Annotated in this window: 21 protein-coding genes; 8 read left to right on the plus strand and 13 right to left on the minus strand. The window is 56.5% G+C overall.

Going from position 1 to position 24775, the window contains the following annotated elements; translation table 11 throughout:
- Positions 1–107 precede the first annotated feature (107 nt).
- Positions 108–302, plus strand: a complete 195-nt coding sequence (locus tag JIN85_RS21680; protein WP_200271369.1) for a helix-turn-helix domain-containing protein — start codon at positions 108–110, stop codon at positions 300–302.
- Between the two features lie 115 nt (positions 303–417).
- On the opposite strand, the gene JIN85_RS12920 is transcribed toward JIN85_RS21680, so the two are convergent.
- The 7 genes from JIN85_RS12920 to JIN85_RS12950 all read right to left on the minus strand — a co-directional run bounded on the left by JIN85_RS12920 (position 418) and on the right by JIN85_RS12950 (position 5731).
- Entirely contained in the window at positions 418–1953 is a 1536-nt protein-coding gene (locus tag JIN85_RS12920) for a YifB family Mg chelatase-like AAA ATPase (RefSeq protein WP_200271371.1), read from the minus strand.
- Between the two features lie 466 nt (positions 1954–2419).
- A complete protein-coding gene (locus tag JIN85_RS12925) occupies positions 2420–3163 on the minus strand; it encodes a spermidine synthase (RefSeq protein ID WP_200271373.1) in 744 nt (247 codons plus the stop codon).
- A gap of 12 nt (positions 3164–3175) precedes the next feature.
- Positions 3176–3754: an acyloxyacyl hydrolase gene (locus JIN85_RS12930; RefSeq protein WP_200271375.1), complete on the minus strand. Its 579-nt coding sequence runs from the start codon at positions 3752–3754 to the stop codon at positions 3176–3178.
- A gap of 23 nt (positions 3755–3777) precedes the next feature.
- Complete coding sequence (locus tag JIN85_RS12935; protein WP_200271377.1) at positions 3778–4296, minus strand: YbjN domain-containing protein; 519 nt, start codon at positions 4294–4296, stop codon at positions 3778–3780.
- Between the two features lie 19 nt (positions 4297–4315).
- The gene (locus tag JIN85_RS12940; protein ID WP_200271379.1) at positions 4316–4798 is read right to left on the minus strand and encodes a hypothetical protein; all 483 of its coding nucleotides are present in this window, start codon (positions 4796–4798) and stop codon (positions 4316–4318) included.
- A 4-nt stretch (positions 4799–4802) separates the two neighbouring features.
- Positions 4803–5147, minus strand: coding sequence for an Hpt domain-containing protein (locus JIN85_RS12945; protein WP_200271382.1), 345 nt, complete (start codon positions 5145–5147; stop codon positions 4803–4805).
- Complete coding sequence (locus JIN85_RS12950; RefSeq protein ID WP_200271385.1) at positions 5144–5731, minus strand: hypothetical protein; 588 nt, start codon at positions 5729–5731, stop codon at positions 5144–5146. Before JIN85_RS12950 ends, JIN85_RS12945 begins: the two co-directional genes overlap by 4 nt.
- Positions 5732–5845: 114 nt before the next feature.
- Between JIN85_RS12950 and cysS the strand changes: the two genes are divergently transcribed.
- From cysS to JIN85_RS12965, 3 genes are all read left to right on the plus strand, one after another.
- Positions 5846–7237 carry a cysteine--tRNA ligase gene (gene cysS, locus JIN85_RS12955; protein WP_200271387.1) on the plus strand — a complete coding sequence of 464 codons (1392 nt, stop codon included), beginning with the start codon at positions 5846–5848 and terminating at the stop codon, positions 7235–7237.
- Between the two features lie 69 nt (positions 7238–7306).
- Positions 7307–7585, plus strand: coding sequence for a GNAT family N-acetyltransferase (locus JIN85_RS12960; protein WP_200271389.1), 279 nt, complete (start codon positions 7307–7309; stop codon positions 7583–7585).
- Between the two features lie 54 nt (positions 7586–7639).
- Positions 7640–9910 carry a GH92 family glycosyl hydrolase gene (locus tag JIN85_RS12965; RefSeq protein WP_200271391.1) on the plus strand — a complete coding sequence of 757 codons (2271 nt, stop codon included), beginning with the start codon at positions 7640–7642 and terminating at the stop codon, positions 9908–9910.
- A gap of 6 nt (positions 9911–9916) precedes the next feature.
- On the opposite strand, the gene JIN85_RS12970 is transcribed toward JIN85_RS12965, so the two are convergent.
- Positions 9917–10879 (minus strand): glycerophosphodiester phosphodiesterase family protein, encoded by a 963-nt coding sequence (locus JIN85_RS12970; protein ID WP_200271393.1) that lies wholly within the window; start codon positions 10877–10879, stop codon positions 9917–9919.
- 248 nt (positions 10880–11127) lie between these two features.
- Here JIN85_RS12970 and JIN85_RS12975 point away from each other — a divergent pair, with 248 nt between their 5' ends.
- The gene (locus JIN85_RS12975) at positions 11128–12483 is read left to right on the plus strand and encodes a class I adenylate-forming enzyme family protein (protein WP_200271395.1); all 1356 of its coding nucleotides are present in this window, start codon (positions 11128–11130) and stop codon (positions 12481–12483) included.
- A 1048-nt stretch (positions 12484–13531) separates the two neighbouring features.
- Here the strand turns inward: JIN85_RS12975 and JIN85_RS12980 are convergent.
- The gene (locus JIN85_RS12980) at positions 13532–14395 is read right to left on the minus strand and encodes a nucleotidyltransferase family protein (RefSeq protein ID WP_200271397.1); all 864 of its coding nucleotides are present in this window, start codon (positions 14393–14395) and stop codon (positions 13532–13534) included.
- Positions 14396–14446: 51 nt separating this feature from the next.
- A complete protein-coding gene (locus JIN85_RS12985; RefSeq protein WP_200271399.1) occupies positions 14447–17149 on the minus strand; it encodes a DUF2339 domain-containing protein in 2703 nt (900 codons plus the stop codon).
- 106 nt (positions 17150–17255) lie between these two features.
- On the opposite strand from JIN85_RS12985, the gene trhA reads away from it, so the two are divergent.
- The 3 genes from trhA (at position 17256) to JIN85_RS13000 (ending at position 19580) form a co-directional block, all read left to right on the plus strand.
- Positions 17256–17912 carry a PAQR family membrane homeostasis protein TrhA gene (gene trhA, locus JIN85_RS12990; RefSeq protein ID WP_200271401.1) on the plus strand — a complete coding sequence of 219 codons (657 nt, stop codon included), beginning with the start codon at positions 17256–17258 and terminating at the stop codon, positions 17910–17912.
- A gap of 6 nt (positions 17913–17918) precedes the next feature.
- The gene (mutM, locus tag JIN85_RS12995) at positions 17919–18737 is read left to right on the plus strand and encodes a bifunctional DNA-formamidopyrimidine glycosylase/DNA-(apurinic or apyrimidinic site) lyase (RefSeq protein ID WP_325109324.1); all 819 of its coding nucleotides are present in this window, start codon (positions 17919–17921) and stop codon (positions 18735–18737) included.
- A 69-nt stretch (positions 18738–18806) separates the two neighbouring features.
- Positions 18807–19580, plus strand: a complete 774-nt coding sequence (locus JIN85_RS13000; protein WP_200271403.1) for a trypsin-like peptidase domain-containing protein — start codon at positions 18807–18809, stop codon at positions 19578–19580.
- Positions 19581–19588: 8 nt separating this feature from the next.
- Here the strand turns inward: JIN85_RS13000 and JIN85_RS13005 are convergent, their stop codons facing one another.
- From JIN85_RS13005 to JIN85_RS13015, 3 genes are all read right to left on the minus strand, one after another.
- Complete coding sequence (locus tag JIN85_RS13005; RefSeq protein WP_200271405.1) at positions 19589–21754, minus strand: M60 family metallopeptidase; 2166 nt, start codon at positions 21752–21754, stop codon at positions 19589–19591.
- Between the two features lie 252 nt (positions 21755–22006).
- Complete coding sequence (locus tag JIN85_RS13010) at positions 22007–23977, minus strand: fumarate reductase/succinate dehydrogenase flavoprotein subunit (protein ID WP_200271407.1); 1971 nt, start codon at positions 23975–23977, stop codon at positions 22007–22009.
- A gap of 27 nt (positions 23978–24004) precedes the next feature.
- On the minus strand, positions 24005–24718 hold the full coding sequence (locus JIN85_RS13015) for a succinate dehydrogenase cytochrome b subunit (protein WP_200271409.1): 714 nt from the start codon (positions 24716–24718) through the stop codon (positions 24005–24007).
- Between the last annotated feature and the right edge of the window lie 57 nt (positions 24719–24775).

A 24775-nucleotide genomic window follows, 5' to 3' on the forward strand; every position in this document is an offset into this window, starting at 1 on the left:
GTGATGATATTAGGCAAGATGAAAAATAATACTGCCAGTTGGTAAAAGAAGGTGCTATGTATTCGTTTATGGCAACTGATGAGAGTTTGGCTCTGGTACGGAAAATCGTGGATCGACTCCGTGAAGCACGACGTGTTCAAGGATTAACCCTTCGGGAACTTTCAGGCATGAGCGGCATTGACGCTGGCATGATCTCCCGGGCTGAGAGGGGAGAGCGCTGGCCTTCATTGGCAGCGTTGCTCGATCTGTCGAAAGCGCTCGACGTGAAAGTATCCGAAATCCTGGCCGCAGAAAAACGCTAACCGAAAAGAACCCGGCGTGGCTCTTAAGGTACCCTCGCGTACTGAAACTTCGTTTGTTTCACATGGGGTCGCTTGCGAAAATTAGATGATTGATCTAATTCATGATGGGTAGTTGTTAGGCGAATAGTTTTCTGTCTAAAGAACGATATTGAATCGCTTCTAAAATGTCATTTGTCCTGATCTCGGGAGCTTCATCGAGATCGGCAAGTGTACGAGCGACCTTCAGAATCCGGTCATGAGCGCGGGCTGAGAAGTTCATTTCTTCCATGGCCCGTTCGAGGTAATGGGCAGCTTCGCTGGTGATTTGGCAATAACGTCGTACTAAACGTGACGACATGGATGAGTTAGTCCCAATGGATGAATTGGGAAACCTAGAGTGCTGTACTTTTCTGGCGTTAATTACTCGTTTTCGGATGCTCTCTGACTTCTCTCCACTGGTTTGATTTGAAGTTAGTTCACGGAATTCGACGAGTGGAACTTCGACATGTAGATCAATACGGTCCAATAAAGGGCCGCTGATTCTCTGGCGATAGTTTTCAATTTGTTTTGGAGAGCATCTACATTCCCGTTTAATATCTCCGTAATATCCACAAGGGCATGGGTTCATGGCGGCAACTAACATGAAACCCGCGGGAAACGTTAAAGTTCCGGCGGCTCGTGAAATCGTAACTTCCCGATTTTCTAGTGGCTGGCGTAAGACTTCCAAGGTCTGGCGACGAAATTCCGGCAGCTCATCGAGGAAAAGAATCCCATGATGGGCTAGGGATACTTCACCAGGACCCGGATTTGAGCCACCACCGAGCAAGCCGGCATCTGAAATGGTGTGATGAGGTGCTCGAAAGGGCCGGGTTGTGATGAAGCCTTTATTCAAATCGAGCTGGCCGGTGACCGAATGAATCTTGGTGGTTTCGATCGCTTCCTCCTCTGTCATATCGGGCATGATGGAAGGAATGCGTTTGGCGAGCATGGATTTACCAGTCCCAGGTGGGCCGACCATGAGGAGATTGTGGCCGCCAGCCGCAGCGACTTCCAAGGCACGTTTGACGTGGTGTTGACCCCGAACCTCTTCGAAATCCACATCGTAGTGGCGTTGGGCGTCGAAAAAAGCTTGTCGATCCAGCTGATAGGGGAGGATTGCCACATCGCCGTTGATGAAATCCCAGGCTTCTCGGAGATGGCGAATGGGAAAAACCTGGATTCCTTTGATCACGGCGGCTTCAGCAGCATTGGCTTCCGGTACGAGAACTCGGCTCCTTCCTTTTCGTTTGGCTTCAAGCGCAATGGATAGAACTCCCTTTACCGGGCGAACGCCGCCGTCCAATGCGAGTTCACCCACAACGCAATATTCCGAAGTATCAATCGGTTGCGTTCCACTTGCGGCAGCCATGGCGAGGGCGATCGGCAAATCAAATGCCGGTCCTTCCTTTTTTAAATCCGCCGGTGCCAGATTGACGGTTTTTACCCCATCCTGAAGAAAAAGCGCCGATGCCCCGATGGCGGAAATGACTCGTTGAGAAGATTCACGCACCGCTGCATCCGGTAAACCTACAATGATCACCATCGGCTTATCTGCTCCACGGACATTTACCTCGACCTCCACTTCTACGGCATCGACGCCGCGCAAGGCTGCTGAAAAAAGACGCGTAATCATCTGAACATCGGTATTGTGAGCATCCAGATAAGAGTTGGCAAGCGACAATTGGTGTGAACTTAAATAAAAATCCAAACAATGTATTGGCTTGGTTCTCAGAGATCACTGGATTGCCGGGAGAAATTGGGCTACATCTTGGCGGCGATTGCTGATCGAACCCCTCATTTTATGAAAATCTGGTTCTTATTTCCCCTATCCCTGCTGATGGCATTGGCCACTTCATGTCGCACCGTGTGTCCGTTGAATCCCATGACGATGAAGCCGGATTGCAGTCCTTGCGCGCGCGAGAATCGGCCTGACTGCTGTATGCCAGCAGTTACGATTCATCGGGAGAAATAAGGTCTTAAGAATCCAGGGCTTCTGGTAAATATTCGCGGCTATCCATCAAACTGCAGGGCTTGGAGAAAAGCGATCAGCGGATAAGTCCTCGAATTGTAAAGTCCTCGAAGTGGGGATGCTGACTGAGTCATCCTCGGATGAGGCGAGAGCGGATCCGTTGCCAGTAATTCCGATCGCGTGATTGGTCAAAGCAATGGGTGAAGGTGTTGAGCCTCGGGCGTGGGGGAGCGCTGGGTCCAGCGACCAACACTTCATTCATGCTATCACTCGTGGTCAGGCTGCGGATTGAGCCGAACTCTTGGGCTAAAAGACGACGCGTCAGCGATTGCATGCTGCGATGGCCTTGGCCGGTGACAAGATTTACGGCCAGCAGCCCATCTTTGGCAACGGCCCGTCGCAAATGCTTCAGCAGCGAGGGATCCCATTTCCGAGGGCGGAACACGTCGGTTTTGCCTGCCAGATAAATATCATCAAAAACGACATCAAACTGCCGCTGGTTCTGTTCCAGCCAAGAGTAGGCATCTGCCAGCTGAACCTCGATTTGCAAATCATCCAATGCCATGTGCTCACGGGCGAGGTCGACGATTTGTGGATCGATTTCGATTGCGGTGAGTTCGCAATCCGGCAGCAGGTGGCGGAGAACGCGCAGCGAAGTGCCACCAGCTAGGCCGAGCATCAATACGGATCGCGGCGGACCCGCGGTGCGGATCAGCGCAGCAGCAGCAATCAGGTCCCAGGCGAGTCCTGTCAGAAAACGTTGAGAATGATAGGAAGCGTGGATCGCTCCGGCGACGCGAAACTCCGTGGCGAGTTTGGATTTCCAAATTTCAACGGACTGGAAATCCGTGTCGACTTTCGCGAAGCGACGCATCGGTGGAATTGCCTAAAATTTCCAGCCAAGTCCAACGGTCATGCCGAACGCATCAATCCCCGGATTGGGATCGGTCTGGCCTCCATTGGAATGGTGGAGGAAGTACGCTCCGCCAAGGATTGAGACATTCTCGCAAAGTTGCTGGCGGATGCCCAGCTGGCTGAACCAATTGAGAGTAAAGTCCTGACCCTGGCCTTGTTCGCCACCGGAGCTGTTGGTGAAACCTACTCCGCCACCGAGCGACAGGAACAATGAGGTTTTTTCAGACGGAAACCAGTATTCGAGGGACGGCGCGGCAGCGACGCCGACGTAGTAATCTTCCGGTCCTTTGATGAACGATTCGAAAAGTGCGGAAACCCGATGCCGAACCACCAGTTTCGCGCCGGAGTCGCTTTCCCACGGCGTCCAGACCGCAGGGCTGCGGAAGGTCAGCTGCGTGGGAATGATCTCGTAATCAATATCGGTGTTATGGCCGACATTGCGGAGAAATCCACTTTCCAGCACGTATTCCCACTCGTCGGCAGGATGAGAAATGGCGGTTCCTGCGGCTGCCAGGCTGGCAACAATGGCGATGAGTGAGACGGATTTCATGGGGGTTGGATGGGGTAAGAAAATCAGTATTCCTCTTCTTCCTCTTCGCCGGGGACTGGGGGAATCAAATCCTCACGCATCAACAGTCGGCGTAAATCAAGGTCCGGCAAAAGATCGGGAGCCGTGCTGCAAACGACGGAGGTGTAGGGGGTGATCCGATCCAGTTCGGCGATTCCGCAGTGGACCATGGAGGAAATGATATCCGGATCGAATTTTTCGCGCTCGAACAGATTGGTGATGCGAAACACCAGCATCGATCGGTCGAGGTCATACTCAAAACCGCCCAGCGTCAGTTGTTTGTTGGCGTGGGCCAGCAGTTCCAACACCGCCTCCATGTGGGCTTTGTCCACGCTCAGCGGAGCCTCGGTGACGATGCCGAGCGCATTCAGTTGTGGGTAAGCTTGGGCTACCAGATTGACCCGGGTGTGATGGGCTTCGAATCCGGCGCGCAGCACATCGCGGCCTTCGACGAGTTCGCAATGCCAGCCGTTGCCGCCGAAGCAATCTTCAACGGAGAGAATTTGTCGGGAATGAGGACGCATGATCGGGAAAGTGGGAGTTTCAGGATGCCTGACCCGCCCGGGATACCCGGCCCATGATGGCTTTGGCAAGCAACTCGCGGCGATCTCTCGGAATCGGTTGCAAGGAAAGGTGAATTCCCGATGTTTTTTCCCGGTTGTGGTGGAGGGTCAGCAATCGGCGGTCTGTGTCAACCTCCGCATCTTCAATCTCTTGCCATGTAACCAGACGCATTGTCGATGCAGGCCGGAAAAACGGAAAAATCTCGATCCCGAGTGGTGTGAAAATCAGATAAGCGTGCTTGGTCAGCCGGATCGCCACCCGGATTGCCAAAATCGCCAGCAATATCGGCAGGGCCGCCCAAGCCGGGTGGGGGAGCGAGGGGTTGATGAATCGATAGTAGGCACAAGCGAGCAAAGTGATTCCCATCGCTAGAAAAACCGCGGCGGCAACCCAGAAAATCGACGCCTGGGCCGCGCGGGTGAAACGCAGCTCCTTTTCCGGATTTTGGATCTTTGTGGCCATAAAATCAGTTCCCTACCTGCAAGGCCGCGACTGCTTGCTTGGCATTTTCATATTCGCCGAGCAGCTGGTCGATATCGACTTCTCCGCCGCCGGCTTCGATTTGTTTTTCCAGGCTGGTGAGATGGGCATGCAAGCGTTCAAATCCGAAAATGGCAGCTCCGCCTTTGCTGCGGTGAAACTCTTCGCGCAACCGGTGGTCATCACCAGATGCGTTGAGCTTCCGCCACTCGGGAATGCGGCTTTCTACCTCTTCAAAATAATCTCCGGCCAATTCGTAAAAGCTATCCATGTCGCCACAGGCCATGCGCCGAAAGCGGTCTTCATTCAGAATCGGGGGGTCTTGATTCACAGGGTTGGGGGGTGGTTGGGATCAGTTTGTAGATCTTCAATTTCACGGGCCAGGCGTTGCTCGGCTTGATGATTGCCGGTGGCGCGGGCCAGTTCGCGGCGTAGTGCGAGAACGCTCGGATGGCGTAGCTCACTTTCGCTCATTTCCGCAATGAGCTCGGCCGTGGCTCCGTGATCGCCAATGGCCAAGGTGCCCTCGGCTCGGGTTAAAAGTGATGGCTCTTCACCAACGAGTGGAGCTTTGGTATACACCGCCCAGCGCGCGCTGTCTGGAAGATTGGCCGGAACTTCCGGGCCATCCACTTGCTCAAGATAAACGAACTCGTCTCCTTCGCGGTGGCGTCTCCAGCTGTTGAGGGAAATCACCAGAAAAATGCCGAGTAGTGCAAAGGATCCTTCGAGTAGAAAGGGGGTGGAAATGAAGCCGGCGATCATCCCGAGCCACTCGCCAAGGAAGCCGGGGACGTAGTGCCAGCCCAGCAACAGGCTGCAAGTCAGTATCGCAATGCTCCCGCAAATCAGTGCTGCCACTAAAACTTGCCTCAATCTTGAACCTTCTTCGGCTTCCATCTGCAGCGACTTCATACACGTGATCTGCCACAATCCAAACGCAGAGTGTTCGTCACAAGTCAATCCCATACAAATGATTGATGTGAACGCGCACTTGCCCAGTCGGCATCGCAGGGCTAAATGCCGGTCATGCGGCTATTCGACACGCTGACCCGGACCGATCGCGAACTCACTCCCATGGACGGTAAATCCTTCCGGTTTTACTGCTGTGGACCTACGGTTTATGGACCTGCCCATATCGGGAATTTCCGGACCTTCGTGCTGCAGGACGTTTTTCGCAGAACGCTGGAAACCGGTGGTGTGCCGACGCTGCACGTGAGGAACATCACGGATGTGGATGATAAGACCATCCGTGATTCGCAGGCGGCAGGCTTGAAATTGAGCGAATTCACCGCCGGTTGGACCGATAAATTCCATGCGGATTGCGCGAAACTCGGTTGCTTGGAGCCACACATTGAGCCGCGTGCGGTCGAGCACATCCCACAGCAGATTGCGATGATCGCCCAGCTGGTAGAAAAAGGTCATGCCTATGCGTCAGAAGACGGCTCGGTTTATTTCAAAATCGATTCATTCCCCGGCTACGGCAAATTGTCCCATCTCGACACTCGCGAGCTGGACCTCGGCAAAACGCAAAATGCCCGCGCCAATGCAGATGAATACGAGAAAGACAACCTCTCGGACTTTGTCCTATGGAAAGCCCGCCGCCCAGAGGACGGCGAGAATTTCTGGCAATCTCCCTGGGGCGAGGGTCGCCCGGGCTGGCACCTCGAGTGCTCGGCGATGATCAAGGAATACCTCGGCGAATCGTTCGATCTCCATTCCGGCGGCATCGATCTGGTTTTCCCTCACCATGAAAACGAAATCGCGCAGAGCGAATGCTCATGCGGCGGACATTTCGCAGCCCATTGGTTCCACATCACCCACTTGCTGGTGGATGGCGGTAAAATGTCGAAGTCCCTTGGCAATTTCTACACCCTCGATTTACTGGAAGAAAAAGGCTTCAGCGCGATGGAAGTCCGCTACGTGCTCATCGGGGCGCATTACCGCAAGCAACTGAATTTCACCCTGTCCTCGCTCACGGCAGCGCGGGAGGCCTTGGCCAAAATGGCGAAAGGCGCGCGCCAACTCGCCGCGAAAACCGGCGGTGATGTCGCCCTCGATTCGGTCGAATTCGGCCCATTTCAAGCGGCTTGGGACAGCTTGTGCCATGACCTGAATACGCCAGCCGCACTGGGGGGGATTTTCACCGGATTGCGCGAAGCATCTTCTCTCGAAGGCGAAGCTGCCGCCAAAGCCCTCGCCGGGTTGAATCGGATTTTGCGCGCTCTGGGCCTCACCCTGCCGGAAGAAGCCGAAGAATCGGACATTCCGGCGGAAATCGTGGCCTTGGCGGATGAACGTTGGAAATTCCGCGCCGATCGCAATTGGGCAAAGTCAGATGAGCTTCGGGATCAGTTGGCTGCAGCCGGATGGTCCGTGCTGGATTCAAAAGATGGCTACAAGCTGGAGCCGGTGAAATAAACGGCGGTCCAAAATTCGATTTTTCCTCCACTTGACCCCACGGAATGGTGGTTTTAGCTGATAGCTGAAATGGAAAAACAAGCACTCATCGACAATACGGAGCGGCATCGTTTCGAGATGATCGAAGACGGCAAAATGGTTTTCGGTGACTATCGGATCGAGGATGGCATCATGACCTTGCCTTACGTTGAAGCGGACCCGCTGCTGCGCGGAACCGGCGCAGCAGGGCGGTTCATGGCCGCCGTGCTGGATCTTGCCAAAGAAAGAGGCCTGAAAGTGGTCCCGATTTGTAGTTACGCGATGACTTATTTCCAACGGCATCCAGAATATCACGATCTGTTGGCATAAAGGAATTGCATAAGAGTTCTTGGCAGATGGAGCCGGTTTTCCAGAATCACCGGCATGAAGTTTGTTGTGTCGGCCGCATTGGCCAGTCGCGTCTCGGTGGCAGTGATTCTAGGGTGCTCGGTTTTCGGGATGAGTCCTGTTACAGCCCAGGATTTATCAACGGTGGTGAACCGCGGCATGGGAACGACCGGAACTGGAAACGTGTCAATCGGGCCTCAGCTCCCATGGGCTTCCATCAACCCGGGCCCTGAAACTCCCGATGGCTATTCGGATGGCTATCACGCGGAGAAAAAAATCATCGGCTTCAGCCAACTGCACGTCACTGGCACCGGTAGCTTTGGCAAATACGGCCAGTTTTTGGTCACCCCACAGATCGGAATTAAAAATCCGAATGCCCATCCGGGATCGGAGAAATCGGACGAGGTCGCTGGCATTGGCAGCTACCAAGTTCGGCTCAAAGATCCGGGAATTCTTTGCAAGGTCAGCCCGACCGAGCATTCGGCGATTTATCAGTTCACCTACCCGGAAAGTGACGAATCGAGCTTGCTCATCGATCTTTCCTACAGCATTCCGGGGACGATTTTCAATGCAGGCTACATGGACGAGGGTGAGGTTTTCGTCGATCCGAAGTCTCACACCATCCGTGGCTGGGGCAGCTATTGGGGCGGCTGGTCTGCCGAAGCCGTCCGGGTTTATTTTTGCGCGGAATACAGCCGCGATGCGGAGGTGGTCGGAACCTGGAAAAACAAAAAAGGCGGTGAAGGAGAGCTTTCCAAGAAATGCGAGAACAAGGACGATAAAATCGGTGCCTGGCTCAAATTCAAAACCAAGGACCAGGAAACGATCGGCCTCAAGCTGGCGGTTTCCTTCACCAGCATGGATCGCGCGGCGGAGTTTTTGAAAGCTGAGATCCCCGACTGGGATTTCGAGAAGGTCAAATCCGCTGCTGAGTCCGCCTGGCGTGACAAGCTTGGACAGGTCCGCCTGGAAGGCGGCACGGAGGACGAGCGGACGATGTTCTACACCACGCTATTCAACACCATGCGGATGCCGAAAAACCGCACCGGTGACAATCCACATTGGCAGTCGGATCAACCGTATTGGGACGATCATTACTGCGTTTGGGACAGTTGGAAAACCACCTTTCCTCTCCACCTGCTGCTCCATGAAAGCATGGTGCGCGACAACCTGAAGGCGTTCATCGATCGCTACAAACACAATGGCCGGGTGATGGATGCCTTCGTCGGCGGCAACGACCGGTTCTACAAATGGACTGGCAAGGATGCTCCGGAATGGCTTGGCAACCAGGGTGGCGATGATGTCGATAACATCTTTGCCGATGCCTGCGTGAAAGGTGTGGAAGGGATCGATTGGAAAGAAGCCTACGAGTTTCTGAAATTCAACGCGGACCAGCAGCGCACACCGTCCTATCGGGTCGATGACCGCGGATGGGTGCCATTCCGTGAATTCGAATTCGGGCTGTATTGCTCGCGCTCCATCGAGTTCGCCTACAACGATTTCTGCGTTTCAGAAGTCGCGGCCAAATTCCGCCAAACCGAGGATGCCAAGCGCTATGCGAAACGCAGCAGCGGTTGGGAAAATCTCTGGAATCCGGATGAAGAAAGCGATGGCTTCAAAGGCTTTCTCGCACCTCGCTGGCACGACGGTACCTGGTTGAAGTTTGATCCGAAAAACTCCCGCAGCGAACCGAGCTACGGCGTGACGGACCGCAGTTTCTATCAAGGTTCCTCCTGGGTGTATTCCTATTTCATTCCTCACGACTTCGCCCGTTTGATCGAGCTTTCCGGGGGCAAGGAAGCGTATGTGAAGCGCCTTGAGCACGCGTTGGACAAGAAGCTCATCGACTTCAGCAATGAGCCATCCTTCCTCACGCCGTTCAGCTTCATTTACGCAGGCAGACCGGATCTCGCGTCCAAGTGGGTGCGGTCGAATTTCAAAAACTACACCATGACCTCGTATCCGGGCGATGAAGACGGCGGTGCGATGAGTTCTTGGTATGTGTTCGCCAGCCTGGGCCTGTTCCCGAACGCGGGCCAGGACGTTTATCTCCTCAATGGTCCGCGTTTCCCGAAAGCCACTCTGACTCGGGAAAACGGAGCGAAGATCGTGATCGAAGGAGTCGATGCCAGCCCGGAAAACATCTACGTCCAATCGCTTACCGTGAATGGCAAGCCATGGGACAAAGCCTGGCTGCGGCACGAAGACATCAAAAATGGAGCCACGCTCCGTTTCGTGATGGGGCCGGAACCTTCCGATTGGGGAACGAAAAATCCTCCTCCATCGGTCAGCCAGCCCGCGAACTAAGACGGCTCATTGACCTCGTTTGCCTTGGTCGGTGAGATACCCGATCAAGGTTTCCGATTCATCACTCTGGATGATGGTGGCGCCGTGATCCATCAACCAGCTCCAGCCTTGCTTGGGATATTTCAGCGAGCGAGCGTCGTCATGGCCGCCGTTCAAGCTCGCCCACAGGCTGTTGATCCAGACCCGCGCGCCCTGTTTTTGAATCGCAGCGATGGTCGCCGGTGCAACGATCGGATCCCGGTCGTCATCAAACACCAGTTCGTAGGCGACGGGGTGAAGCGGGCGATAGGAATCGATCCACTGAGTCATGGCCTCTTCGGTCTGATCCGCTCCCTTGCCGGATAGCACGGGCATGAAGAGAATGTGGCGATCGAGCTTCTTCAGCTGAATGGCGCAATCCTTGGCGGAATCACCGGATTTGATGATCGCCTGCTCGCTGGTGTGAGTTTCCTTGAGCACTTTGCTGCATTCTCCGAAAAGCGAGCCTGCCTTATCGAGATTCACCATGCACTTGCCGCGCACCGTCTCCATGACTTCCGTTAAAGTTGGAATGGTTTCATCGGTGATTTCCGCTTTCGATCCACCGAGCCCGAGCTTCAGATGATAGCTTCGCAGTTGCTCCAATGTCAGATCGCTCACCTTGCCTTTGCCATCGGTGGTCCGGTCAATGGTCGAGTCGTGCATCAGAACCAGCTCGCCGTCCTTGGTTTTCCGGACATCGATTTCAAGAATATCGATGCCTTTTTCGATCGATTCACGGATCGCGGACAATGAATTTTCGGGGTGGCGCTCCCACGCACCGGTTGATTTTCCTGAAAGTGCGCGATGGGCGACCACCAGCACGCGATCCGATTTCGGATTTAAAATCGCCTCACGAATGGCTTTGGCATCTGGTTCGGCTGATGCAGAGAATGGAAGCGAAGCGAGGGCGCCAATGAGAGCGAAGGTGAGCAGGTGGAGTCGTTTCATGATCGGAATTTCAACATCCCAAGCCGCTCGAAAAGCAGGCTTCGGTGCCTGAATTGTTACGAAATCGAATTGCGCAAAAATTCACCACTTTCCTGAAATCCCGTTCGATTTCTGAGAGGATTTCAAATCCCGGTGGCTGAAAAATCCTTGCTCCCCTGCGAGGCGTTTAGGAATTTTGGCGGGAAGTCTCCACCAATCATGAACCTCATCATTTCTAACTGCTGCTATTTTCTGGCCGCGATTTCAGAATGAACATCGTCGACGAAATCTTCAGTGGCGCGGTGAAGGAACGGTCGGCGTTGCTGGCAGATGGAGCGATCCTGACGTTTGGCGAATTGGAGTCGCAGGTCAGTGAAGCCGCAGATTGGCTGGCAGCTTGTGAGGGATTTCACGCGGGGATTCGCGTCGGGCTTTCGTGTGCGAATGGCGTCGAATACATCGTCCTCGCCTTGGCGCTTTTGAAAGCCGGAGCTTGCCTGGTTCCGCTGGCTGACGAACTCACCGCAGCTGAGCGCGATGAGGTGGTGGAGCGGACGTGCCTCGGTGGCATTCTGGAACGCAGTGATGCTGGCCGGATCTGGCGTTCTTTGAATCCCGCAAGGTTTTCACACGAAGAAGAATTTCTGGCACTGAACCCTGCGTTCATCCGCTTCAGTTCCGGCACCACCGGGAAAAGCAAAGGCGTGGTGCTAAGTCATCAGAAACTGTTAGAACGAATCACGGCGGCGAATGCAGGCCTGCAGATCGGCCCGGCGGATCGGGTCCTGTGGATGCTGCCCATGACCCATCACTTCGCGGTTTCGATCGTGCTCTACCTTCACGCCGGCGCTTGCACAGTGCTGGGAGAATCCCATCTGGCGGCCGATGTGTTAGAACTCGCCGAGGCTTCGAACGCCACTGTCATTTACGGCTCACCCTTTCACCACGCCTTGCTGGCCGCGGATCGGGGCGGGTATGCCTGGCCGGAGCTGAGGTTGGCCGTGAGCACCGCTGCAGCGCTGGCCCCAGGAACCGCCGATGAGTTTTTACGCCGCTTTGGCAAACCGTTGGTGCAAGGCCTGGGCATCATCGAAATCGGTCTGCCCTTGTTGAATCTCGATGGCGAAGCGCCGGCCTCGGTCGGTCGTCCGCAACCGGCCTACCAAGTGCGGATTGAGGGCGAAAGTATCGGCGAATTGTGGGTTCGCGGGCCGGGCATGTTCGATGCCTACCTATCGCCGTGGAAGCTCTGTGCGGACGTTTGCGACGACGGATGGTTTGCGACCGGAGACCTCGCGGAAATGGATGAAACCGGCCGGGTATTTTTGCGTGGCCGGAAGAAAAGCGTGCTGAACGTGGGGGGGATGAAGGTTTTCCCTGAGGAAATCGAGGCCGTGCTGAATCGGCACCCGGCAGTCGCGCGGTCACGGGTCACCGGCCTCGACCATCCCGTCATGGGCGCGGTGCCGGTCGCGGAAGTCGTCCTTGATGGCGAAAAAACAGCCACCTCCAGACAGTTGGCCGAATTTTGTCGCGGACTGCTCTCGAGCTACAAAGTTCCCATCAAATTTCGCATCGTCGATGCCGTTCCTCTCACCGCTAGCGGCAAGATCAAGCGCGTGTAAAGGTCGGCCAAACCGTTTTTCCGATATCGAGTCGCCATGGAGACGAGGGTGATTTCCATACCCGGCATCTCCACCGCCCCAACGGGGCGAAAAGGGATAGCCCAGAGTATCACCCTGGGTTAGATGTGGAAAAATAGATCCGCCCTGAAGGGGCGGGATTGTCGGTTGGAAATGCGGGCCGATTGGATGTCGCCCTTTCAGGGCTTAATGTGTAGGTGACCGAGGTTCCCAAGGTTGCACCTTGGGCTATTCCATGATGCCCCGTTGGGGCAAGTTATGGGTTGTCGGTCCGTTGGATTGTTTTTTGCCGTTATTGCCGGTTGTTGTGGCAAAGTTTTTTACTTGAGTGGAGGTTGGGGGAAAGGTGCGGAATCGGAAGATTTGGGTGATTTTTCCGCAGATTCCAATGCCGCCCTTTCAGGGCTCAATGTGTGGGTGATCGATGTTCCCAAGGTTGCACCTTGGGCTATTTCATGATGCCCCGTTGGGGCAAGTTATGGGCTGTCGGTCCGTTGGATTGTTTTGCCGTTAGCGCTGGTTGGTGTGGCAAAGTTTTTTGCGTGAGTTGAGGTCGGGGGAAGGGTGCGGAATGATGAGAAATCGGAAGATTCGGGTGAATTTTCCGCACATTCCAATGCCGCCCTTTCAGGGCTCAATGTGTGGGTGATCGATGTTCCCAAGGTTTCACCTTGGGCTATTTCATGATGCCCCGTTGGGGCAAGTTATGGGCTGTCGGTCCGTTGGATTGTTTTGCCTATCGGACGATGCAGAGAGGCGGCCTGTTGCCAAAATATTCTACCCATCTCAACTGCTGGACCGCTTTTCGGCACGGGTTGATCGACGGGATGGCGGTCGTTCCAAAACCGCGGATTTACTGGGCAACGATTCCCTCCTTCGTAATATCCTCATTCCAATGCACTCGCATCGCCACCGCCCCAACGGGGCGAAAATGAGACAGCCCAGGGTGCAACCCTGGGAACGATCCCACCACAAAATCGGAGCCCTGAAGGGGCGGAATGAGCGCGCCGCCGCAGTCAGGACTTACCCATCAAAAACAAACGATCTGCTTGGAAATCTTGGAATCGGCGGGAATTTCCGCGCTTGGCCAAACGACGGAATCCTCAATCACGCTGTTGTCGCCGATGTCGGCAAATGGCCCGATAACGGAGCGATTGATGGTGACGTTTTTCCCAATCATCGCGTGTGGATGAACCGAAGGAGCGAGGAAAAGTTCGCGATGCGCTAGCAGGTAGGATTCCGGATCGCCGAGATCCAACCATTTGCCGCTGTCCAGAACGATGGCCCCGAGCTTTCCCAGCTTGGCGAGCTCCAGAAATGCCGGGATCACGGAGATTTTCTCACCCGCTGGGATCAGATCAAGGAACTCGCGATTGATGCAGTAAATGCCGGTGAAAAGATGGGTGCCTTCGCCTTTGCCAAGCTTGTTGCGAATGTCCGTCACCCGATCCTCGATCTTGTTCAGCGCGATGTGTTTGGCATGGCCAGTCGAGCGAACTGCGAGCGTCACCGGCAGGCCGGAGGCCTTGTGCGCGGCGATGAGTTTTTCCAGCGGCAGGTCGGAATAAATGTCGCCGTTGTGCACCAAAAGAGGGCCGTCCTCCATCCAATCGGCGATGTTTTTCAAGCCGCCGCCGGTTTCCAACAACTCCGGTTCGTGGAAGAGGGTGATGTCGGCATCGTCGCCTTCGGCGCTGGCCAGGTATTCTTCCCAGGCGTCTGGAATGTGGTGGGTGTTGATCGCAAAGCGGGTGATGCCGGCGGCGCGGCAGGCATCGATGGTCCACGAGGTCAGTGGTCGATGGAAAAGCGGGACGAGAGGTTTGGGAAGATATTCGGTGAGCGGCTGGAGGCGGGTGCCAAGGCCGGCGCCAAGAATGAATGCTTGGGTCATGCATGATGATTCCCAGTAGCCGGGCGAACTTTCAAGTACTGCCCGGTGAAATCATGGTCGATGCTCCATTTCTTCCTCCAGCAGGCGCTTCAGAAGTGGCGCGAAGCGATTGTAGAACAAGCCCAGCAAGATCAACGCAAGCCCGAGCACCGAGAAGGAGGCGACCCGCATGAACGCGTTGAAATCCCAAACATCGACCGCGAAAACCTTGATTAAGGATGCCGCCAGCAAGACGAATCCGACTTGGCGAAACCCGAGCAAACGCCGCCAAAGCCCGATGCTGACAAAGGCAAACCCGAGCATCGCCCAGAGCACTGCCGTTCCATTCCAGTCGAGACGCATGACCAGCATTTGAGTGGACCAAAGCGAGGTGAGTGCCGCGACCCAAATGCCCAGCAAGTGCGAACCACGCCGCCAGGTGATGGCAATAGCGAGTGAGGCGGCGATCACGGCTGCGCCTGACCAAGCCGTCTCAAGAGCCACTTGCCAAGGCCCCATGATCAATGCCGCCACCACGCCAAGCCACCCGATGGCGGCGAAACCAGCGGCTTCGGTCACAATCGGACGTTTGATGATGGTTGAAATTAGGATGAGCGCCAGCGCAGTGCCCGCCAGGAGGTCCGCATGATATTCAGGACTGAACAGGTAGCAGCCGTAGACGAATCCGAGAAACGCCGTGATCCGCGCGGGTGGAATGGCGACGAGGCTTTCGGATTTTCGAACCAGCATCACGCCAATCTCTGCCAGAGCGATGGCGGTGATCATGAATGGAACAAACGGCGCCAGCGGATCATGGTAGCCGGTCTCGATCAGGGCGGCCAATGGAAGAAATACCGCAGAGATCGCAAGTGTCGGGCAACGCAGAGCTTTGCCGATCAGGAGGAGGATCAAGCCAGCGCCTGCGACCGTGAGAACGATCAGCTCCGTGGAGAGATTCAGCTGATGGATGAAATTCCAGGACGAGATCGCGGTCACCCCCGCAAAGGCGGATGCTTGAAGGATCGAATCGATCGATTTTTCACCGAAACGGTGCCACAGCCAGCATCCGGCGAGCATCAGCGGAAATGCCACATAGGTCGAGATTCCGAGCCCGGAAATCGAGACGATCAAAAGCGCAGCAGCAAGGAAAAGCAGAACCGAATACTGCATCGCGACCATGCGGATTTTCCGATTCAGAAACAGCGCTACGGCGGAAAGAACCGTGGCGACGCCAACGGTCACCGGAAATCTCAAGGACGGTTCAAGCCGCCAACACCAACTGGCCAGCGCGGTGACACTGGCCAGATAGAATACCGCTGACGAAAGGATGGGCTTCCAAGCGAATCGCTGCTCGTCCTGGTTCAGGCCTAGCTGCAGCACCACCCCGGAAATGGCCATGACCAACGCTGCCAACCCTGCGCTCCAGACAGGCGCGGGTTCGGGTGAACCGATCAATAACAAGGTCGATCCGAGCGCGGTGATGAAGGTGAAAACCAATTCCGGCTTGGTCTTGAAGCGGAAAAACGCGAGCGCCAGCAGCAGCGACTCAACCGCCAAGGCAAGCGGGAGCTGGTTGCCATCGAGTTTCATCGCAAGCGCCAGAGTGATCAGTGCGAGCCCTTGGCTGATGTCGACTGAGCCGACGATTTGCTGCTGGCGGCGGCACCATGAGCCAAGTATCAGCAAAACCGCGCCAAAAACGGCGGGAACCAGCCAGTAAGCAGATCGGTCGTTTTCCGCGATCCATACGGCGGAAAACAGCAGGAAAAACGCAGCATTGTTGGCTCCGGTGAACCACGCCCGGCCACGATCGGATAGAGTTTCCCTGAAGCGCCCCAGCACCCCGGGGAGCGAAAAGATCACCCAGGTCGGGACTAAAAACCACATGCTCGCCTGATCGGTCGGTTGGCCATGAGCTCCCTGAAGAACTTGCCACACGGTGAACGAAACATAGGTGCCCACCATCGATGCGATTCCCGGTCCGGCCCAGCCGGGGCGCAGCATGAACATCAGTCCGGTCAACGCCAGAATCACATTCGAGACGCAGGAAAGCCAGCCGATCGGCTGCAGGATTGTGGCGTAGGACGCGAGCAGCAGCCCGAGCACGGCGGTTGCCTTTGCATTGCGAATCCACGAAATGCCGGCCATCGCCCCGGCGGACACGAGCAACAGAATCCCCGCAAACACCGGGCTGTCGATGACGCGCAGGCGTTCGACATGATGCGCGGCAAAGCAGCAGTAGTAGAAAAACGCCAGGCCTCCCGCCATCACCACCTCGCCGTAGGCGTGAAGGTGCTCGCGTTTCGCCAGTCGGCGGCCCGTTTCGGTCAGCAAGCCTGCGAGGAGAAACAATCCCGTCAGGCGCAGTCCGTTCGGCAGATCGTGAATCCAATTCCGATAGGCAAAATTTCCTAACAGAACCAAGCCGGTGAGCAGCAGGACAATGCCGATCCGGACCAGCCAGGTGCGGCCAAATTGCAATTCGAACGATTCGCCTGCGGGCTTTTTCGGCAAGGGCGGGGGAGTCGACGGTTGAGGAGCCTGTTTCGGCGAAATTTCAGCCATCGGAACCAGCATGGGGGCAGGCTCAGGAACTGGCTCCGCTGCTGGAATGTCAGCCACGGGCGGATTCTCAAAATTCTCAAGAACATCGAGTTTCGAAAGCCTTGTGTTGAATTCGTCCAACTCCCGCTCGTGGCGGATTTTCATGACCTCCAATTCATGCCGCAGCTTCAGGATTTCCTGTTGGATGGGGGAACTTGCGTCTTCGGGCACGGTGTTAAACTAATCGGTTTTCCAAAATGGCGAAGCGCAAATCTCATGATTCAGAGACAGGCTTCTGGACAAACGGCAACTGCTGTTGCATGGAGGGAAGGCTGTTATGAATTTGGATCTCTCGTCACGTTCACCCCTTTGTCACACTCATCGTGAGGAAGTGGCGAATGTCATGACCCATGCCGCCGGAGTGCTTCTCAGCATTGCCGCGCTGGTTGGGATGATTCTTGCGGCGCAAGGCAGCGCCCTCGCCGTGGTATCGGTCACGGTGTTTGGAGCTTCGCTGATTTTGCTCTACCTCTCTTCCACGCTTTACCACGTTTTCACCACGGTCCGGACCAAGCAGTTCTTCCAAATGCTGGATCATGCCTGCATTTACCTGCTGATCGCCGGATCCTACACGCCGGTGACCCTGATTTCTTTGAAGGGGCCGTGGGGATGGAGTTTGTTCGGAGCGGTCTGGGGGCTGGCCATCGCCGGTGTGATGGTGAAAACGCTGATCCCCGGTAAAAAAGACCACTGGATCTCGACCGCACTCTACGTGGTGATGGGGTGGCTGGTGGTGATCGCCATTGGTCCCCTGCTCAAGGCCCTGCCATTTGCCGGACTGGCCTGGTTGGTGGCTGGTGGTTTGAGCTACACGCTAGGGGTCGTGTTTTTCGCGTGGACGAGTCTGCGTTTCCATCATGCGATCTGGCATTTGTTCGTGTTGGGCGGGAGCGCCTGCCACGTGGTGGCTGTCTGGTTTTACGTCCTCAACTGAACGATCGTGCCAGAGCTGCCAGAAGTGGAAACCACGCGGTGTGGGATCGAGCCGCATCTTACCGGGGCGCAGATTCAGGAAGTCATCGTGAAACGATACGACCTGCGCTGGCCGGTGTCGGATTCGGTCGCGGAACTGGAACAGCGGACCTTCATCGGCGTGACCCGCCGCTCGAAGTACCTGCTGTTGGCGGTGAATGATGGCTCGACCCTGCTGATCCATCTGGGGATGTCCGGCAGTTTGCGGGTGATCGATCCTGCGGAAGCCTGGAAAAAGCACGATCATTTCGCCGTCACGCTATCCACCGGCATGCAGCTGCGGTTTCATGATCCCCGCCGGTTCGGAGTGATTCTTCATCTGAAATCCGAAAGTCCTTTCGAGCATCCACTGCTGGCCAGTCTCGGTCCGGAGCCGCTGGGCGATGGTTTTAGCGCGACCTATTTGAAAAGCATCTGCTCCACCCGGAAATCCGCGATCAAGCAGGTCATCATGGACGGCAAGGTGGTGGTGGGTGTGGGAAATATCTACGCCTCCGAAGCGCTTTTCCGCGCGGGAATCCGACCACAGACACAGGCTTGTCGGCTTTCTCTGCCAAGACTGGAACGGCTGGTCAGTTCCATACGCGAGGTGCTTTCTGATGCCATTTCCGCAGGCGGCACCACCCTCAGGGATTTTCTGAAATCCGACGGCCAGCCCGGCTATTTCCGGCAAAAGCTATTTGTCTACGATCGGAAAGGCGAGCCGTGCCTGGTTTGCGGCACCGAGATCCGCCACGCGGTGCAGGGCCAGCGCTCCACCTATTGGTGCCCGACCTGCCAGAAATAACCGCGGAAAAATCATCATCCCGCAGAAGTTTCACTCGCAGCGGTGGCGCGGACTTCGCACGCTCGCGGCATGAAAAATCTGGCCTTTTTAGGAGGTGTCATGGCGGTGCTTGTTTCCTTTGCTCAAGCCAATGAATGCGCGGAAACGATGATGAATGCGACGTTCAAGCTCTTCAACAAGGACTCCACGGCGACGTGCTTTTTGATCCAGGATCAATCCCAGGTCTTTATCGTTTCCGCAGGCCACACGTTCGAAAAATCTTCCGGACGCACCTCAATCCTCGTGCTCCGTGAGTTGGATGGTGACAAGGACTACGAGCGCAAGGACGTCAAAGTCCAGATCCGCAGTGACGGCAAGCCGCTCTGGACCAAGAATCCGGACTACGATGTCGCGGTCATGCCGGTGAAGCTGGACCTGCCGGAAAATGCGACTTTGCCGATCTCCTCATTGATCGAAAAAGATCTCCCGGGCTTTGGCGACGACACCATCCTGCTGACGTATCCCGCCCGCGTCGAAGCCAACGAAGCCGGCTTCCCGCTCGCACGTCGTGCACTGGTCGCGAGCTACCCTGCGAAGTCATTGGAAAAACAACCAACCTTCATGCTCGATGTCACCTCATGGGATGGCGACAGCGGCGGCCCGGTCTTCATCGATAATGGCCAGGGCAAACCGGCGATCTACGGCCTGGTGATTGAGCGCATCAACCACATCGAAAACATCACCGGCGAGCGCGAAACCCGCCGGATTGAGACGGCGATGGGACTGAGCCGGGCGGTGCATGCATCGGTGATTCTGCAAACGATCCGGCTGGCCCAGTCCAAGGGGGCTCACAAAGAGTCCTGATCTGGAATTCAGGGCTCCCAGGCTTCGAAGTCAGAGAGCTGCTTCTTGGTCGATGGTGAAACGTAGAAGTGCACGCTTTCAAAATAAGCGGAAACATCCCGTTTCACCGTCTGGCCGTAGCGCAGCACCAGATGGTCCTGCCGTTCATCCGACGAATACCGGGGGGCATCGCCGTGTTTGGTGTCTTCCTTCCAGTAGCTGCTGAACATCCGCGTCAGGCTGTCCATGCCAAACGCATCAATGAGTGGCAGGAATACTGAAATGTTGACCCATGGATCGGCAGATTCCCCGTCGCGGCGGCGTTTGAGCAGCTCATCGGGATGGGCAAGCGATTCATGACCCAGCTTGGGATCGCGCTTGGGAAAAATCGCCGCATAGGCGGACATCGTGAACAAATTGACGGTGGATTCGGTGAATCCGTCCGGCGTGATGCACTGTGGTTGGTGATCGTGGCCGATTTCGTGGAAAAAGCCCCAGTTGCCTTTTTCCTCCAGGGTTTTCAGATCCAGCGCCTCCTTCGCCTGCGGCAGGAAGGCCATGATCGGGTAGCCGGAGTGCATGAAGCCATAGGCGATTTGGCGGTCGAAACTGATGCGCATTGGCTCCAGTCGGGTGCCGGTGTAGCCGCCGAATTTCCACTCCGCATCCATCACTTTTTGCCAGAACTCGGTCAGTCCCTGCGGATTCCTTGCCTTGCGGGCGTCGCTTGTGGGCACGTAGAGGCACAGCGTGCCGAAGTCCATTTCCGTCCACGGTGCAGGCTTGGCCAGTTCCTTTTTCCAATCCGCCTGTGACATGCCGGGCCGCCACCAGGGCATCTCGATGCCGCCGCTGATGGTCAGGCTTTGCAGGTCGGGCGATGGCAATTTTTCGAACGTGCGGATGATATAGCCGAAGGTTGTCACCCGCAGGTCGCCTTGATTTGCCCCGGTGGGGACCTCAATGTAAATGCCGCCGCCAAATGGGTTGCCAACGGTCACCTCTGGCTGGTTGAGCGCGAAGTGATTCGCCACCACCGGGAATCGCTGAAGGCTGCCGGCGGTGTTGCTGCCGGGTTGTGAGACATTGTCTGTCTGGGTGCCGATGCGAACTTGTAGCCCCATTTTGCGGAGGCGGGAAGGCACGTGAATCGTGATCGCTTCGCCCGGGGCCGCATACAATCCGGTCGCCTGCCAACGCGGTTGGTTGAGATTGATTTGAACCTCGCGATCCTCCACCCGTTCGGCATCCGCTGGAATGTCACCCATCAGAACCTTCGCGCTCGGATGAGGGAGCAGGGCTTCCACGGGCAGTTTGATGTAGGCATTGGCCCGCCGAGTGATGGTTTGATTCTCTTCTTTGGTGGCAACTTTGAATGGATTCTTGCGATCCGGATTCATCCCATGAGCCCAGGCGACCAGTTCCTGGACCGTACCGAAGCCACCGAGATCAACCCTGCGGTCCAGCTTCGGCAAATCCTCGATCGTCAGCGCCGGATGCGCGGCAGGGGCCGCCTGCAATGGGGGTTCACCCTTGCGGATGTTGAAAATCATCCGGCCAAGCGTGAGCGCGTTCTCCACCGTCGAGCCATCGTTGCCTTCGGAAAAATGAGCCAGCAACTTGGTCACTTCCGGATTTTTCGCCAATCCGGCGATCGCCTGGTCATTGGCCGGGCCGTTGGCGATCGTTGGGGTGAGGAGCTGGATGTAGGTATCCGTCAGATCAAATTCCCGCGTGTTGTTGCGGATGCGGATGCCGGTGGTTTTTGGCAGCTTGTCACCCGGACCATTCTCGATGCGTTGCCACAGATCGGCCAGCAGCTGCAGCATCAGATCTGGATGATCCTGAGCCAGGGTGCCACCGGCGGTGTGGCCTTCGTTCAGGGCAAACAGGCCGTGCAGAAAGGCACGGACATCTGGCTCTGCCTTGTTCGGGCTTGTGGAAATGTCCTGGTCCACCATTTCCAGAGAGCGCACGATTTCCGGAGCAACTTCGGAAAGTTTGGCGCTTTTCTGTTCCACCGGGGCAGCGGGTTGCGAGAAAACCGTCGCGGGCGCTGCATAGAGCGTCGCGAATACAGCTGCCGCCAAGCCTGTCTGAAGCCAGGTTCGGCATCGGCAGGATCGCTGCGGCGGTGGAGTGAATGGTGAGAAAACTTGGGACTTACTGCGGACGGGGGAAAGACGTTCAGTCAATGGAGCAAAGTGTATGATTTTTGTAGAAATCAAGGCACAGCGCATCACGGCGAGACACTGAAGATCAGGAACAGCCGATTTTCAGTCCTTGCGCGGTGCAGGTGCCTTGCGTGGGTTCAACGGGGATGAAGCTTCAGTGTCGCTGAAGCGTGGATAGAACTACTGCAATCCGAACCGGTTGCAAAAAAAATCCGCAGCACCGTGCAGGCACTGCGGATTGAAATCGATTTCGAATCGGGAAACGAACGCCGATCAAGCGTAACTGCGGATCGATGCCTTCACCGATTCGTAGACCAGAGCTTCCTTGTGCAGGCTCGGCTCCTTGCCCTCGCCGTTGTAGGCCCAGGCGGAAACGTGGGAGAACAGATCGTCGTGGCGTTTCGCTTCACCAGCCTGGGTCTTGCCAGCTTGGACTTCAGGATCGGCTTCGGTGAACTGGTGCTCGGCACGGAAGTGGCCGCCGCAGGACTCTTCTCGGTCGCGGGCGTCGTAGCACATCAGCTCGCCGAACTCGAGGAAGTCGGCGACGCGGCCGGCTTTTTCCAGCTCCATGTTGACGCTGCTTCCGGAGCCTGGGATGCGGACGTTTTTCCAGAATTCCTCGCGGATTTCCGGGATCTTGGCGATCGCTTCGGTCAGGCCTTCGCGGGAGCGCTCCATGCCGCACTGGTTCCACATCACATGGCCCAGCTCGCGGTGGAAGGAATCGACGGTGCGGTTGCCTTGGACGCTCAGCAGCTTGTTGATCCGTGCGCTGGCATCGGCTTCCGCTTGCTTGAATTCCGGCATCTCGGTGGACACGCTGCCCGGCTTTTGAGTCACCAGGTAGTTGGCGATCGTCGTCGGGATGACGAAATATCCGTCGGCGAGACCTTGCATCAGCGCGGATGCACCCAGGCGGTTTGCGCCGTGGTCGGAGAAGTTTGCTTCGCCCAGCACGTGCAGACCCGGAACGTTCGACATCAGGTTGTAGTCAACCCACAGGCCGCCCATGGTGTAGTGAACGGCAGGATAGATCATCATCGGCCCCTTGTAGGGGTTTTCACCGGCGATCTTTTCATACATCTGGAACAGGTTGCCGTAGCGGGCGCGGATCGTGTCCTCGCCGAGGCGCTTGGTCGCGTCGCGGAAATCGAGGTAAACGCCGAGACCGGTCGGGGCGACACCGCGGCCATCGTCGCACGCTTCCTTCGCCGCGCGGGAGGAAATGTCGCGCGGGGCAAGGTTGCCGAAGGACGGGTATTTCCGCTCCAGGTAGTAATCGCGATCTTCCTCGGCCACGTCGGACGGATTGATTTCCTTCTTCTGCAGCTTCTTGGCGATCTCGCGGGACTTCGGTGCCCAGATGCGGCCGTCGTTGCGGAGTGACTCGGACATCAGGGTGAGCTTCGACTGATAGTCGCCGCTGACCGGGATACAGGTCGGGTGGATCTGGGTGTAGCAAGGGTTGGCGAAAAGCGCTCCACGGCGGGCGGCGCGCCAGGCTGCGGTGACGTTGCAACCCATCGCGTTGGTGGAAAGGTAGAACACGTTGCCGTAGCCACCGGTCGCCAGAATCACGGCATCCGCCGCGTGGGTGGAAATCTTGCCGGTGGTCATGTCGCGGACGACGATGCCCTTGGCGTGGCCGTTCACCAACACCATGTCCAGCATCTCGGTGCGCGGATACATCTTCACGCCGCCTTTTTTGATCTCCTTCTCCAGCGCCTGATAGCAGCCGATGAGGAGCTGTTGTCCGGTTTGACCGCGGGCGTAGAAGGTCCGGGAAACCTGCGCACCACCGAACGAGCGGTTGTCGAGCAAGCCGCCGTATTCGCGGGCAAATGGGACGCCTTGGGCGACGCATTGGTCAATGATGCCGTTGGAAACTTCCGCCAGGCGGTAGACGTTTGCCTCACGGGAGCGGAAGTCACCGCCCTTGATCGTGTCGTAGAAAAGTCGGTAAACCGAGTCGCCGTCGTTGCGGTAGTTTTTGGCGGCGTTGATGCCACCTTGCGCGGCGATCGAGTGGGCGCGGCGTGGGGAATCCTGGTAGCAGAAGCACTTCACCTGGTAGCCAAGCTCGGCCAAGGTGGCGGCAGCCGATCCACCGGCGAGGCCGGAGCCGACCACGATCACGGTGAATTTCCGCTTGTTGGCCGGGTTGATCAGCTTGGAGTCCATCTTGTGCTTGGACCATTTCTGTTCAAGCGGGCCGGTAGGAATTTTGGAGTCGAGAATCATGAGCGTGGGGAAGGTTGGGAGTGCCTGTCAGCGACCGAACTTGAAGAAATAAATGGCGACCGGGATGGACATGAATCCGGCCCAGATGACGAACGCGTAGATCTTTCCGCCGCAACGGATGAGGTCCTGCGACTTTTTCGAGCGGAACCCGAGGGTTTGGAAAACCGACGAAACGCCGTGCGAAAGGTGGGAGCAAAGCAGACTCAGCGCGACCATGTAGAAGAACACGGCGGGGAACCAGGAGAAGCCGTCGATCACCATTTTCCAGGCGTCCTGGCGCTGCAAGCCGGTCTCGGCGAAATACTCGGGGTCGATGTAGTCGTTGTAGCTGTTCGAGAAGCGCACCGTGAAGTGCAGCAAGTGGTAAATGACGAAGGCCAGGATTGTTAGGCCGGTCCACATCATGATGCGGGAGGAAAGGGTGGCCTGGATCGTGTTCTTGTTCTGGTATTGCTCGCGCGCGCTGCGGTTTTGGATCGTCAGCTGAATGGTGGCGATCACGTGGGCGACGAGGCAGGCCAGCAGCACCAGGCGGGCGACCCAGACGCCCATGCCGTGTCCGACTTCATGCAGGAAGACCGCATAGCTGTTAAAGGCTTCGCGACCGACGAAAACCAGAAGGTTTCCGATAAGGTGGCCGGCGAGGAAGAGAAACAGGACAATGCCGGTGAGGGCGACGATGTACTTTTTCCCAAGTGATGAGTTCCAAATGGCGGAAAAACTGCGGGTTAGGGCGTTCATTGGTAGTGAAGACGGAGAAAAAACGCCCGCGGGCGGGCTGGCGCGCCCTTGATACGT

The sequence above is a fragment of the Luteolibacter pohnpeiensis genome, assembly GCF_016595435.1.
In the GTDB taxonomy this organism is placed as follows: Bacteria; Verrucomicrobiota; Verrucomicrobiia; order Verrucomicrobiales; family Akkermansiaceae; genus Luteolibacter; species Luteolibacter pohnpeiensis.